The sequence below is a fragment of the Dyadobacter sp. LHD-138 genome (assembly GCF_030929615.1).
Classification (GTDB): Bacteria; Bacteroidota; Bacteroidia; order Cytophagales; family Spirosomataceae; genus Dyadobacter.
In genome coordinates this window covers 135,762-150,932 of record NZ_JAVFVU010000027.1, presented here as the reverse complement: position 1 = coordinate 150,932, position 15,171 = coordinate 135,762, and the positions used below count along the sequence as shown (strand labels likewise).

9 protein-coding genes and 1 pseudogene are annotated in these 15,171 nt (G+C 43.3%); 2 read left to right on the top strand and 8 right to left on the bottom strand.

Going from position 1 to position 15,171, the window contains the following annotated elements; translation table 11 throughout:
* Window positions 1-739: transposase (locus RB622_RS19590; protein WP_308048307.1), on the bottom strand; the 739-nt coding region annotated here is incomplete at its 3' end.
* Between the two features lie 233 nt (window positions 740-972).
* On the opposite strand from RB622_RS19590, the pseudogene RB622_RS19585 reads away from it, so the two are divergent.
* A pseudogene (locus RB622_RS19585) lies at window positions 973-1,413 on the top strand (transposase); the annotation flags it as partial.
* A gap of 140 nt (window positions 1,414-1,553) precedes the next feature.
* Window positions 1,554-1,781: an integrase core domain-containing protein gene (locus tag RB622_RS19580; RefSeq protein WP_308048306.1), complete on the top strand. Its 228-nt coding sequence runs from the start codon at window positions 1,554-1,556 to the stop codon at window positions 1,779-1,781.
* 41 nt (window positions 1,782-1,822) lie between these two features.
* Here RB622_RS19580 and RB622_RS19575 read toward each other — a convergent pair whose 3' ends face one another.
* The 7 genes from RB622_RS19575 to RB622_RS19545 all read right to left on the bottom strand — a co-directional run bounded on the left by RB622_RS19575 (window position 1,823) and on the right by RB622_RS19545 (window position 14,368).
* A complete protein-coding gene (locus tag RB622_RS19575; protein ID WP_308048305.1) occupies window positions 1,823-2,002 on the bottom strand; it encodes a hypothetical protein in 180 nt (59 codons plus the stop codon).
* 55 nt (window positions 2,003-2,057) lie between these two features.
* Window positions 2,058-3,128 (bottom strand): IS110 family transposase, encoded by a 1,071-nt coding sequence (locus tag RB622_RS19570; RefSeq protein WP_308048304.1) that lies wholly within the window; start codon window positions 3,126-3,128, stop codon window positions 2,058-2,060.
* A 473-nt stretch (window positions 3,129-3,601) separates the two neighbouring features.
* Window positions 3,602-7,438, bottom strand: a complete 3,837-nt coding sequence (locus RB622_RS19565) for a PVC-type heme-binding CxxCH protein (RefSeq protein ID WP_308048303.1) — start codon at window positions 7,436-7,438, stop codon at window positions 3,602-3,604.
* 186 nt (window positions 7,439-7,624) lie between these two features.
* Window positions 7,625-9,205 (bottom strand): RagB/SusD family nutrient uptake outer membrane protein, encoded by a 1,581-nt coding sequence (locus RB622_RS19560; protein WP_308048302.1) that lies wholly within the window; start codon window positions 9,203-9,205, stop codon window positions 7,625-7,627.
* A 29-nt stretch (window positions 9,206-9,234) separates the two neighbouring features.
* On the bottom strand, window positions 9,235-12,651 hold the full coding sequence (locus RB622_RS19555) for a SusC/RagA family TonB-linked outer membrane protein (RefSeq protein ID WP_308048301.1): 3,417 nt from the start codon (window positions 12,649-12,651) through the stop codon (window positions 9,235-9,237).
* Window positions 12,652-12,653: 2 nt separating this feature from the next.
* Complete coding sequence (locus RB622_RS19550) at window positions 12,654-13,649, bottom strand: FecR domain-containing protein (RefSeq protein ID WP_308048300.1); 996 nt, start codon at window positions 13,647-13,649, stop codon at window positions 12,654-12,656.
* A gap of 53 nt (window positions 13,650-13,702) precedes the next feature.
* Window positions 13,703-14,368, bottom strand: a complete 666-nt coding sequence (locus RB622_RS19545) for an RNA polymerase sigma-70 factor (RefSeq protein ID WP_308048298.1) — start codon at window positions 14,366-14,368, stop codon at window positions 13,703-13,705.
* Window positions 14,369-15,171: the final 803 nt, after the last annotated feature.

Here is a 15,171-nt window from a genome sequence, read left to right as displayed (position 1 = left end):
GAGCCACTCCCGCATAACATGCAAACTGTCGGCTGTTATTAAAAGCGGTAAAATTCTGTGTATAGATTATAAAAGCCACTGCTGTGATAAGGCCTATACCAACCACGGAATTGACCAAGTCAAAGTGTTTTTTTATTTGATCATCTTCTTTTAAAGTCACTTCTATTTGTTTGTCTGTGTCATTTATCTGCCTTTCGATTAGCTTCTGATGTTGCTCAGATTGATTGACAATGAAGGTGTTATCGATCAACTCCCCTAGGTTTTTCAAATCCTTAATTGCATTTTTTAGACCCACATTTGTTTTTACAAGCCTTTCACGAAAGGCCATTAGGTTTTTTAATTTAAGTAAGCACGTGGAAGGTAACTGTATTGGCTTTAGTGTTCTATGATGCAAGCAATTAAATTGAGCAATTCTTTTTGCGTCTAATTTATCGTTTTTACCTCTTGTTATCCCCAGTGATTTTTTCAGATGCAACGGGCTTACCAACGTAAAGGCGAACTCCTGATCCTGTAAAAAACAACATAAAGCCAAGGTATAATGTCCTGTATGCTCCATGCAAAAAAAGCCATTGGTGGTATTCACACCGTTTTTTAATAACCAAGTCATCATTTTCTTAAATCCAACCGTGCTATTTTCAAACTGATGATAAATAAACTGAGAAGGATTATTGAGGTGGCAAAGTGCAAAATCTAAAGTGGCCTTAGAGACATCAATACCGATAAACCATTCCTTTTCCATGGTATAGTTGTTAAGTTTGAGTTACAATCCGAATGTATTGAAATGCTAATCCCTTTAATAAGCCGGTTGCTTAACATTCTAAATGGCACCTGTTCAATACAAAAGTGTGAAGGACTAATTCCGGCGTTAATTCTAATTAATAGGCGGCCCCATAGTTCACCCTCATACTTCCAGATTTTTACTTGGACAAAAGAAAGTTAATATTTATTGTGCTAATCTAAAGGGCGACCCCGCAGATCCGGAATTCACTTAAATATGTGGCTTCCAAAGATCAGAAAACCTTCATGCAGGACTTAAAAACTGTGTATCAGGCATCTACAAAAGATAAAGCAGAATTGGAGTTGGATAAACTCAATGATAAATGGGGTCTTAAATATCCGGTTGTGATCAAATCCTGGCAGAACAACTGGCATAAACTATCCACTTATTTTGCTTATGATGAGCAAATTAGACGACTTATTTATACCACCAATGCAGTTGAAGGCTTTCACCGTCAAGTCCGTAAAATAACAAAAACAAAGGGCGCTTTCCCCAACGACATGGCTTTACTCAAATTGATCTACCTGGCTGTGGAAAATATAAGTCGGAAATGGACTTCACCTTTGCAAAATTGGGCACTTACCGCTCAACAGCTGCGTATCAAATTTGGTGATAGAATGAGAATGGACCTTTAATTTTGCTTCCCAATATAAAACGCAAAAATAGCCCGTTATTGAATTTATCAAGGGTATATAAACGGCTTCGTGCCTCAGCCGCCCTTGACAAACTCAATAACAAGCAAAAAAGCTTTTGAAATCGAAAAGAAAAATTAAATTTGAATCAACTTAGATGGCCAGACAGAGTTCAGATTACACTCCCTGCATATTTATTTGACACGTTAGAGCAACTGAGAATTTTATCTGATCAATGGATGGACACTTACAATAGCAAACATCCTCATCGATCAATGAAAGGACTTACACCAAATCAAAAGGGTATCTTGCTAGAAGAGGAGGCAATGAAAGAAAAAGAATTAACTGTTGAAAACCATACTTTAGTCTAAAATTCCAACGTCCTAATTATGGGAAGCCTACACCCTAATCCTTATTGTGGTACAATCTCCATCCCTAATTGACGAGCCATTTTTTTGAGCATTGCAACTTTTCTAATTTTGTAGCTCTCTTCATATTTTTCCAACCCTACTTCCACATACTCTGTTCCATTTTTAATGATATTGTAAAATAGAACAGCTATCTTTCTGGCAGTCGCAACATTTGCCACCATGGGGCCACTCCTTGACTTAATTCGCCGATAGAATCCGCCGAATGCGTTAAACTTGCTATTGGCCAGGCTTCTGGCGGCTCCCCAAAATTTGTCCGGCTCTGTTTTTAAACCGTTTCCTTATTTTTTTACTGCTTTTGCCTGACTGATGTTTGTTTGGTGCCAGCCCCAGCCATGAGGTGAATTGTTTTACGGTAGGCCAACTACTAATATCCAATCCAACTTCCGAAACTATTTTCATTAAAGTCTGATCAGTCAAGCCAGGAATTTGGGAAGCGTCTTTCCCATCGGTTAATTTCATCATCAAGACGTGTAGACCGGCTATGTTAGGTTTATGATTTTTTATTACTTTAGGAGGTTTGATGTCTGTAGGTGTTGATTTTTCTTGGGTCGTTTTATGCAATAGTTTTTCTATCTCTTTATCACATTCGTTTATTTGAACAAGATAAAAATCCAAGCAAGTCATGGCCTGCCTTAATGAAAAAACATATTCTTCTTCATAATTTCCTTGTAAAGAGGAAATTACCTGATCTTTCTTTTTGTTTAAAATCTGCTGGTTGCAAAGCGACACAAGACTGTTGGCATCTCTTTCCCCCTGGACAATTGCCCTGATGATATTCATACCGGATGTTCCAGTAATGTCGCTTATTACATTGTGTATTTTAACGTTCATGAGGTTAAAGGCTTTCTGTAGGTGAAGTTTGTGGGCAGAAGCCATCTCGATATGGTCGTCACGTAGTCTAATGTAGGTTCGAAGTTTTCTTATCGTGTTGTCGGGGACAAATGACGATTGAAGTAATCCGTAGCTGTGCAATTGTTGTATCCATTGGCAATCCTGCACATCTGATTTTCTGCCCGGAACATTTTTGACATGCGCTCCGTTTACTACAAATATTTCTATGTTACTCTTTTCAATCAAATCATATAAGGGAATCCAGTAAACCCCAGTCGATTCCATTGCCACTGTGGTGACCTTGTTTTCCTTCAAATAGACACAGGCTTCAATTAAGTTTTCCGTAAATGTGGAAAACTTCCTTACTGGCAATCCGGAGACAGATATAAAGATCATCTCGGTACCAATATCAATACCTGCAGCATTCGGATTGGGTACATCCAGACTTTTCATCATAATATATTTTTGGTAAAAAAACTAATAAGCCCGGAAAGGGAATAGAGTTATGCTGTCAAGCGGGATATGCTGGAAGTCGCATTCACCAATAAGTAAACCACACTTTCCGAAACAAGTCTGGAGATCGGGAAATATCACCAGATAAGAGCACTGTCATTTTGCTTATTAGGAACTATGAATTTACGTTCCTTGTCCATAAAAAGCAAGCACAGCCTTGTTTACGGTCTGGAGAGCAACTCGCCAGGAATAGCCAAACCGACGGAAATGAAAAAGGGGCTGAGAATCTCGCGGCCCCTTCTCAAATTCATTTTTTGAGTAATCCCTAAAAAAACTCAACTGTCAGATCTAGTGTTGGCTATTACAACACAGTTCATTTTACACTCCCATCAAATCTTAAATCTGTATCGCCATTTTTAGGGCTGGCCAACTGAACCGCTTTAAAACATAAGTCCCGTCCCTATTTTTTCAACCACCTACTTTTTACCCGTCAACGGTTTCGTCGTTCGTAAAAATGACACTAGATCCGTAATTTCCTTCTCCGACAAAGCCTCCAGTAATCCGGAAGGCATCATGGATGTCGGGGTTACTTCTCTGGTCTGGATGTCGGATTTATTTAATAAAACCGCATCCTGTCCCACGATCCGCAACGTAAGCTGTCGTTCTGTTTCTTTGGCTACGTTGCCCACATAGGTGCGACCGTCACGTGTGGTAACCACCACCATTTTATAATCATCCTGAATTTCGCCACTAGGATCCAGTATATTACCCAGCAAATAATCCAGATTCCCCCGGTTGGAACCGGTCAGATCGGGCCCGATGATCCCGCCTGCCTCATACATCTTATGACATGGACCACAGGTATTAGTAAAAATCAGCTTCCCATTTGAAGGGTTAGCCGCCGACACGGCCTTGTCGGTAAGCAATGTTTTGTATTTATTATAGGCTTTTTCATCGAAGGCTACATGATCGATAGGCCCCCACACTTCCACGAAACCGCTTCCTACCACACGCCGCAGCTGACGGGCAACATACGTAGGGACGTCGTTTTTGGAAATCGTTTTTTTCGCTAATGCCTGCGTCAGCAACCAGCCATACTTCGGTCTGGAGGACAAGGTCTGAATTGCCTCCGCTTTTTCCTTTTGATTAAAGCCTGCATATTTTTCAAGTAACAATTTACCCAAAGACTCCTGATCATAGCTCGCTATCGCCCGTATTGCGTCAAAACGAAGTGCAGGCGAATCCAGCAATCCTGGTAATTCCTTAGCGAGTTCCGGGCGTTGGCGGGCAGCTAGTGATTGCAGCGCCAGTTGTCTCTGTGCGGTTGGAGCCTTGGTATTTTTCAGCGTGGTTAAATAGGTTTTCGCTGCTTCTGTATCACCAAAATGCTGTGCAAGCTCCACTGAAAGTTGCCCGGTTTTTCCCTTAGCATTTTTCAGGCGGGTATAAACAGGCTGCCAGTTGTCTGGTGTCTTAATGTCGGAACGCCCATCCAAACCATCCCGCATTCCTTCTAACATATCAATTTGGTTGGCCGAACCTTTCCCAATGGCGGCAATCAGTATTCCGATCGCATCTGCGTCCACTGCACGGCGCGCAATAAAATTGGTTACCATAGGAATTTTACTTTTCGCTGCAAGTTCCAGCCCTTTCGCCGGATTGCTCTTCATGAGCGGCTCAATGCCATACCAAATCATTTTCGGTAAATTATGATCTTCGATATCTTCCGCGTGGTCTACCAAAGCTTCCGCCAATTTCCACCTTTGCTCCGGTTTGATCCGTTGCAAAGCAGAGGCTAAATAGAGTCTTACTACCGGTGAAGAATCGTCTTTCCCCATCTTCTCAAACTGAGCCACGGTAAAGGGTGACACGGCTTCGTTTTCACATAAAAACTGGATCGCCCAGGCACGTATATACGCATCCTTATCAGCAAGCGCCTCTAAAAGTCCTTTTTCATCCAAGCCATTGGTTACCTGCAATGCCCACATGGCACGAAGACGGTAATCAGCATCACGATTAGTACGGTAAATATTGACCAGACGCTCATGTGCCTGCTGGCTTAATTTCCCTTTTGTCGCCCTGTTTTGTAATATAATACTTGCGCGTCTGGCATGCCATTCACTCTTGCTTATTTGCAGATCCGCCAGCTTTTCATCACTCATTTTATCCAGATCGGCATACCTGCCTTCCCAATCTTTTGCCTGCGTGACTTTTGGCATAATCCTGAAAATCCGCCCGGTTTCTGAATTTAGCACATCCGATCCACAGATATCCGCATCATGCCAGTCCAGCACATAAAGTCCGCCTTCCGGACCTATCTCCATGCTGAAACCAACCCATTGTGCATTATTGGCCATCATAAAATCGTCACCGTGCTTGCCCACAAAACCAGAACCTTTCGGCTCCAGAACGTCTGACAAAATGCCATGCTCATGAATATTGGCCATAAATATTTTACCCTGCTCCGTTTCAGGAAAGGCATCCGAAAGATAAATCCGTGCCCCTCCATGTGCAGAGCGATGGCTATGGTTGCCAATGGTCTTGATGTCATTGTAAACATATGGATTAAAATGCTGACCGCCTTGTCGATGATAAATACCGCCTGGTACTACATGCCAGAGATGTGGAATCACACAGGCCGTGATAAACAACTGTCCCTTAGCGTCATAATCAACACCCCATGGATTACTGAAACCGTGGGCCACCACTTCAAATTTATCTTTGGTAGGATGATAACGCCACACCCCGCCATTGATGTCCGTTCCTTCACCCTGGAAAATATCTTCCGGAAACGGATCCTTATGCCCGTAAAGTTTCCCCTTTCCTTTCGGTTTACCCACTTTTGAAGGGGTTGCAAAACCCTGCAAACCGTACAGCCAACCGTCCGGTCCCCAGTGAAAACTGTTCAAAGTTTCATGACGATCACGAATACCCCATCCTGTTAACCGCACTTCAATATCCTCCATATCCGCTTTGTCGTCCTTGTTTCGATCAGGAACAAAAAGCAAATTGGGTGGAGCACCTATAAACACGCCATCAAAACCAACCGCAATCGCTGAAGGAAAGGCAATGCCCTCCATAAAAACCTTCCGGCTATCGGCTACGCCATCGTGATCAGTGTCTTCCAGGATCAGTATACGGCTGTCACCGGCATTCGAAAAACCTTTACCTCTGGATTCGTAATCTCTGTTTTCCGCGATCCACATCCTTCCTCGATCATCCCAGCAAAACGCCATCGGTTGCGTCATCATCGGTTCGGAGGCCCAGGCATTTACTTTATAACCGTCTTTCACGGTCATTGCGGCTACGGCCTCCTGAGCGCTGAGAAATTTGGCTTCCCTACCCTCCTTTTGCGCAATTGCCCAAAGTGCCGCCGTGTTGTATGTACCATCATTCCCTATAAACTCGCCAAAAGTTTTGTTTAACTCCAAATCGTTGAGTTCGCCGGTATACACGACAAGTTCATGCTTAATTACTTCGGTTTCTCCCTTTTTGATATACCAATCCCCTTTTCGGGCACGGGCAGGTCCGGCTCCCAACTGGCCGTCCACACGCCAGGTTTGGGGATAGCTCTTGTTTTCGGGATGATCAAAAATAGCAATATGCGCCAGATCATTACGGCCATCTACCTGCATACCAATATCTACCCACATCGCGGCCTGCCCCTCAGCCTTTTCATTATGCTGCCGTGCTGCATTTACCACCTCTCCTTTAATCCCCGCTTTCCATGGCATACGGACAAATAGTCCACCATAATCGTATTTCCCAATCGTTACATCCGTTTGCGCCTCTCCGTTCCATTCCAGATCCAGCAAATACTTTCCATCCTTCTGTCGCATGGACCAATTTTGTGTTTCCTGCAAAACGGCCTTTCCGGTGGAGTCCAAAAGGTCATAGACCGTCTGCCATTTCACCACTGCTCCTTTACTTTCAACCACGGTTGCCGACACCCTTTTCCAGTAATCTCCCTCCGGATGATGAAAGTAGTCGCGCCCGTTCACCCGGGTATAACCCCAGTAAATACCGGTCTGGTGTTTATGGTGCCCGGGGCTGTATTCCGTAAGCACTCCTTTGCCGTCCGGGGGGACGATCGGATGTAGATAGGGCCGAAAATGAGCCTTTGCATTCTGAACCAGAACAGGCTTTTCTTCGTCTCCCCGAAAAACACTGATTGTCTCTGCACGCAAATCCTGTACGATACGGAAGTGCACTTCTGCGGGAACCAAATTAATCTTGTTTTCGGATGAGCCGTAGAAAAAATATCCCAGGTTCAAACACAAGAAAAGGGCTAAATAAGGCAGCGATTTTAACATAATGATAACGTAAAATATTGGAATCTATAAAACAGTATCCCGAAGGATTCTTCCTTACAGAAAAGAAATGTTTATTGATTAAGCCTTCGGACTTAAAATTGGATTTAACCATTCATGCAACACACAGACCTATCAGATGCACGTATTCATCATGCTGAAAATGTACAAAATCATCCTGCGTACCGCTTACCAGTTAGGATTCTGAGTTAAATTAGGATTAAGTTCTCTTTCCCGTTGAGGGATAGGCCACAAATAATCGCGGTTTTTATTAAAGACTTTTACAAATGCCTCGATAGAAATTGTTTTCAGCTCTCCCTTCGCATCGGTATAGGTCATACCATATAAAACGCCGGGCACTACGGTTTCTGCAATTTTCCAGCGGCGGATATCAAAATAACGCAGACCTTCAAATGCTAGCTCTACCAAACGCTCATTCCTGACTATTTTTCTTAGCTCCTCCTGTGAACCTAACACAGCTACTGGCGGCATTTTCACATCCGGACGATTCCTTATCTTATTGATCGCATCCAAGACACTTTGATCCAATTCATTGGCTTCAATTTTAGCTTCTGCATAAATCAATAATATTTCTGCATACCGCATCAAAATGATGTTGATGCCACCGTTATTGGGTTGTAACAAATCCTCTTTGTTGAGATACTTCCGTGTATTGAAACCCGTGCTTGTAGAATTTTCTGAATTGCCAATCGCATCTCCTGTACCGCTGTCTGGTCTGGAATTATATATTTTCCCATTGGGCAACTCCGAACCCAACACATATATAGAAAATCGAAGCCGCGGATCTCTGTTTACATAGGGGTTTTTAGGATCAAAACCACTGGCAGGATCTGCGATGTCCTTTCCGGTAGTGGTTTGAAAAGCATCCACAGCTAGTTTTGTAGGAACAAAACTATTTACCTGAGGAAAAACACTGTTGGGTGTAGTAAGGCTAAAAATATTGTTGGATTGGATGTCTTTGATCGACTGCTTGTCAAAAATGACTTCCACATTATTTTCGGCCGCATAACTGAAAAGATTTTCATAAGAGGGATACAGATTGTAAACATTCAGATCCATCACCTGCTTGGCAGCTACCGCGGCCTCCTTAAAACGGCCTGCATAGAGTAACGCACGGGCATTGAGTGCCAGGGCTGTTCCTTTGGTGACCCTGCCTTTGTCGGTCTGGCTGGTTGGCAACAATGCTGCCGATTCGGTATATTCCTTGGAAATAAAATCCCAGACCTGCGCAACGGGGGTACGGGTAAGCATTCTGCTTTCTTCTACCGTCATATTGGTGATCACCAGCGGGACGTCTCCGTATAACATCGCAAGTTTTGTATAAAAATAAGCACGGAGCGTTCTTACTTCACCTTTCAGGCGATCCATTTTCACTTTGTCGGCAACGGAAATTTTATCCACATTCGCCAAAAATGCGTTGGCTGCCTGAATGCCTTTGTAGGCATCATTCCACTCATTGAGGATTTTCCCATAGGTTGCGTCATAACTTCCTTTTTCAATAACAGATTCTTCCCGCCAGCCCAGGGTTACATGGCCAATATCCGACATGGCATCCCAATTCGTAAAATTGGCCGCTGATTCAAGATAGGTATAAACCGCATTTGAAGCCAGCACAGCATCGTTTTCTGTTTTCCAGAAAATTTCTGACGAAACCCGGTCATTGGGAATGGTTTTGAGCAGGTCGGAGTTACAGCCGTAGAAAAAGAACGTTGCTGCAAAAATGAATGATATGGTTTTATAATTTCTCATTGGATTCTGCTTTTGAGTAAACATGAAGATTAAAGCTGAATGTTAAGTCCTACTGTGGAAACGGCGGTCTGGGGATACTGCTCGGTGCGTCCTCCAGGAATTGTTTCCGGATCGACATTCCATTCATTCAGTGCCGAAAAAGTGAGCAGATTGGTGGTGGCAATGTACACACTGGCTCTTTTTATGCCCACTTTCTGAGTCAGAGAACCCGGTAACTGATACACCAGCTGGATATTTTTCAAACGTAAATAAGAGCCGTTCATCAGATCACGGTCTGACATGACAAAATTCCTGAGGTCGTACTTAAGCGGTCGCGAAAAACGTGCATCCCGGTTTTCGGGAGTCCAGTAATTGCCCGCTATCAGTTCATGCGTAAAACCTCCCCAAATACCCATTTCAATGATTGCACCACCCACTCGGGCTTTGGCTCCAGCGGCTCCCTGAAACAGCATATTCAACGAAAATGCCTTGTAGGAGAAGTTCAGACTGGACCCGAAAGTAAACTTAGGGAAACTCCGTCCAAGATAGGTCATATCGGCCGGGGTAATTTTGCCGTCATTGTTCAAATCAACAAACTTAACATCACCCGGCATTACGCCGGTCCGCATGGTGGGATAATCCAGTATTTCCTGCGGAGTCTGGAATAAACCATCGGTTTTATAACCCCAGAAAGAATTGATAGCATAACCTTCTGCGGTGATGTAACGGGTTTCGTTGCCCCCGGTAATATATGGTCCGGTTCCTGCCAGGTTGCCGACATTGTTGTTATTGACGTTGAAATTAAAGTTGGCATCCATCCCGACCCCGCCGAATTTATTTCTTGTGCTCACTGCAAACTCCCAACCTTTGTTGGTCACTGCGCCGGCGTTTTGAGGAGCCGGAAGTAAACCCAGGGTACCCGGAACCGGTAACGTCAGCAGAATTCCGTCAGTGGTTTTATTGTAATAATCCAAACTTAACGTAAGCCGGTTATTCAGAAAAGCGGCATCCAAACCAACGTTAGACTGTGTGGTCGTTTCCCAGGTCAGGTTCTGATTGGCAATCCGTGTTTGCTGGAAAGTCTGGGCCGGTAATCCGGAAAATGAATAGACACTTGAACTCAATGTAGCCAAACCACTATACAAATCCACTGCCTGATTACCCGTTTTACCCCATGACCCTCTTAGTTTCAACTCCCCAACATAGTGATTAAGCCCACCCCAAAATTTTTCCTCGGAAATTCGCCAGCCAGCCGACACTGAAGGGAAGAAGCTGTACCGGTTGTTTTCCAAAAAACGGGAAGAGCCGTCGTAACGTCCATTCGCTTCAAACAAATATTTGTCTTTGAAAGTATAATTTACACGGCCAAAATAAGATCTTAGGCCCCAGGTATATTCACTTCCGCTATTGCTTTTGGTAGCGTCATTTGTTCCTGAGCCAATAGATTCCACATCATTGCTGTAAAATCCCTGACGGTATGCACTAATAAAGCGTCCCTTGTTTTCAATCTGAGAATAACCTAACAAGGCATGTATCGCATGTTTGCCAATGTTCGTGGAATAATTGAGCAAATGATTAAAAGTATATTCCCTGACGTCATTTCTCGTTTCTGTCAGACTGTTGATCGGTACATTTTTCCGTACAACCGAAGCATTGTAATAGTCCCGGACTTCATACTTATTGGCATAATTCTTTCCCGTGGTCAGGTTAATCCGCGCACCGATCTGCGTGGTAAAAGTAAGCCCCTTTAGTATTTGCAGTTCTCCCTTAAAATTGCCCAGCAAATACTCATCCAGTGTTTTAGCAGTACCCGCTTTTTCGGCTGATAAAAGCGGGTTGTGGCCGTCAGAGCTGATACCGTACGTTCCATCCGGATAGCGCGGTACCGTCCATTGAGAGGTCTGCAGCATTTTATTGAACACATCATTCTCATTGATTGGAGCAATGATGTTGTTGGACCTGTAATTGACATCGGTAGTGAATTTCAATCGGGAAGACAGGCGATAATCCGTATTCAGACGAATTTCACTAAGTTTCGAATCAGAATTGGCGAGAATAATCCCCTGTTGATTCTGATAACGTACGCTCAGCAGTGCTTTGATATTTTCATTGCCTCCGCTGACGGATAGCGAATGATTCATTTGGGGTGCTGTGCGTAACACTTCATCATACCAGGTATTGGGCAATGGATACTTGAGACGATCCGTGGCGTTTACATATTCCTTAATGTAATCATCCGTAAAAATACCAGGTGTCCCCGTCGAATTCGTCCAGGCCACTTTTTGAAGCTGGAGATAATCTCCCAAGCCCATGTGCACCGGATTATTGTTGGTTTTTTGCAGGGCGTAATAGCCATTGTAGCTAATCGACATTTTCCCCGAAACGGCTCTTTTCGTTGTGAGTAAAATTACACCGTTTGCAGCACGAGACCCATAAATTGCCGTAGAGGATGCATCTTTTAATACGGAAACAGATTCAATATCCAGCGGGTTAATATCACTGAGCCTTTGCTCAATCCCATCCACGATCACCAGCGGTTCATTGGCTCCCAGCGTGGTGATCCCTCTAATGCGCAAAACCATATTGGATTTACCTGGCCCTGCGCCCTGATCCAGAACGGTTAAACCCGGAATTTGTCCTTGCAACGCCTGCTGTACATTGGACGTAGTGCGTTTAATGAGGTCTTTTCCTTTGATGGCGGCTACGGCACCGGTCAGCGACTCCTTCTTGATCGTGGAATAACCTACCACAACAACTTCGCTAAGCGGATTTTCGTCATCCAGAAGTTTGACATCAATATTTCTTCGGTTACCTGCAATCACTTCCTGTGTGGCATATCCCACAAAAGAGAATACCAGTGTTGCGTTATCATCCAGCATTTCCAGACTAAATTTACCTTCTGTGTCTGTGGTCGTGCCCCGTGTAGTTCCTTTAATTACGATGCTTACTCCCGGTAAGCCTGCCCCTTTTTCATCAGACACCTTTCCCGTTATTCGTTCTGCTACCGATTCGTCAGAAAGTGTTTCTACTTCAGGATTATTGCCGGCTACAGTAGCGGTTCGTAGCATCTGTAAAACATCCGTTCTATGTATCGAGCTAATTTCTGATATTTTTTCAGTCTCCTTCTTCACGATCACATAGGTTCTTTTACCCGTTTTCCGATATGCAAGGCCATGGGGTTCCAAGAGCAAATCAAGCTTTCGTTCGAGCTTATCCGTAGCGGTGATGCTGTTTTTTACGAAGATCTCCTTTACCGTCGACTCCTCAAACACAATGCTTACCTGGTATTTATGGCCCAGGTCGACCAACACATCCTTTAATTTCATAGCGTTAACCAGTTGCTCGGGCACGGATCTCTCCGCATTCACAGGGCGGAGATAAGCAATGTTCTGAGACAGGCCAATTTGCTGTTGCAGCAACAGGGACACCAGCAATAACCCTGCTTTTCGATGTAGTGATTGTATCATAATTATTGTTTGGTTTGTGAACGCAATTCAATATGATCTTGATTTTGAATAACCTCAACCTTAAGAAGATCTGACAAAATCAGAAGCAGGTCGTCCGGGTGTTCGGCCCGGTAAATCCCCCCAATACGACGCTCCATCAAAACGGTATCCGATACACGTACATCGATATCGAACCGCTCTCTCATTTCCCGGCTAACATCCGAAAGCGTTGTATTATCAAAATAAAACAATTGCTCCTTCCATGCCGTGTACTTCTGAGGTTGGTCAGGAACGGTGACATCAAAGGTGCAGTTAGGCCCTGAAGCGAACAAATTCCCGGGCTTCATATAAACCTGTTTACCTTCCGGAAGTTGAACCTTTACTTGTCCTCTGGACAGAAATACCCGTTTCCCCCTCGCTCTTGAATAAGCGACAAATTGTGTCCCCAGAACTTCAATTCGGTAACGATCTCCCATATTCACAACAAACCGGTTATTGGATCTCGTATGTTTTACATCAAAATCGGCTTCTCCCTCCAGCTCCACTTCCCTGGATTCCGAGCCAAAGCCAAACCGAGGTATCCAGAGTGTTGAATTTGCATTTAGAAGTACTCTTGTCCCATCCGTTAACACATATGCACTACTGCTTCCTGTGCCAGACTTCAATGATTTCCACATCAATTCCTTCTTGAAGGTGACAAATGCTGCTATGAAAACACTGGCCGCTATCAGGGTATAACACCATCTGTCAAGCCTGGATTTTTTTTGCAATTTTATCTCCGATTTAGATACCGATCTTTCGGTATTTCCACCAGTCATTTGGCTCATATAATGCTGCATGGCCTTGTCCGAATCAGGAAAGAACTGCAAATTCTTACTTTCCCATTCATCCAGATATTGATAATACATCTCCTGATTTTCAGGAGATGACAACCATTCCTCAATTAATTTCCGCTGTATAACGGTCGTTTTTTCTGAGAAAAAATCGAACAGTAAACGTTTCGTCACCGGGTTTTCCATAGACTTGAATTTCACATTAACCGCTAAAAGGAAAGTCCAATTTTGCGGATTACTTAAAGTTGTATGTAACACAAAAGGATCCCGCCCAAAAACCAGTCATCCCTAAGCTCCTTCCGGAGACGGGCCAATGCCCTGCTCACAAGGGCTTCTACTGCTTTCGAACCAATTTGTAATTCGCTGGCTATCTCATCGTACTTTTTACCATCTACTGTTTTTAAAAGATAGGCCCGTCGGCATTGGGGAGGAAGTTGCTGAATAATCATTTCTACACGCTGGTGAAGCTCACTGAACTGAAGTAATTCCTCTGGACTCAGCGTTTCCGAAATCACACCAAGGTCCTCCGACTCTAAGGATCTGGTTCTGTTCAATTGCCATTTAAGGTAATTATAAGACCGGTATCTGATAGACTTGTAGAGGTAAGCACGGTAAGACGTTGTAATTTGCTCAAAAACTCTGTTCTGCCAGAAACTGGCAAAAATTTCAGAAACAATATCTTCAGCAATTTCCTTTGAATGAACGAAGCGAATCGCATGATTACAAAGATTCACATAATATCTTCTGAACAGAAGCGCACATCCTTTTTCCGGATCTTCCTGAAAGGTACTGTGTAACAGCCACTCATCATCGGTGGGTACAGTTTCGACATGTAGTACGCCAGGCTTCGGTGAATCCTGGCGGAATCGCTTATTCTCTAAACTATCCAGATAAATGTCTGTCATCTTGCTATATTAAACTATGCCGAAACCTCGGTACTTAATACAGACAAGGTTACAAGACTTTCCCCTATACTGTAAATAATAAAAAAAATTGGCGGAATAGTTCAACAATATCGTCTACTACCTCATAACCAATAACATGCTAGTACTCAGCACGGCTTTCTTATAAAAATTTAATTTTTGCCAATCATTTGATCAAAACCTCAAAATCGTCGGAGAATAATTGTAACCGGAGCTTTATATCCCCAAACTACACACCTACAATTAGTTCACTATCATTTTTTTACATTAATATATTGCCTTTGACACATGGGTTTTACTTGTTCTTAATTTATCTTCTCGCAGTGTTACGACGTGGACATAATTATTAGTTTCGATTTTCGATCGGCCGAAGCGATGGTTTCTTGTGGCATCAAAAAGTTCGTTCTTATTTTGATGGGTCGTTTTCAAGTTGGAGATTTCCTTGCTTTCCTTTTTAGTGGTGCATTCGTAACTCATTCTGTCTAAGTAAACGAATGTCTTGAAAATTAGAATAATCCCATCTTTGATCGAAACAAGCAAATTTAATATTGTAGCTTTTGTAGCTCCTTGGGTTAATCCTTCCATGAGCTTTCTGGGTGGGCAAGGGGCGAAAAGGCCTTGATTGATTTGATGTTTTTAGATAAAGCAAGCATTTCTTTCAGTAACTCTTGTTGGTTTTATTTCAGACCTATCAGGTAAGTCCCTCCGCTCTTTTCTATTATTTTGGTCGTTTTCGGGTTTAGGTGCAGAGCGTCATAGTAGCTTTTTGGACGGAAAGATCTGCG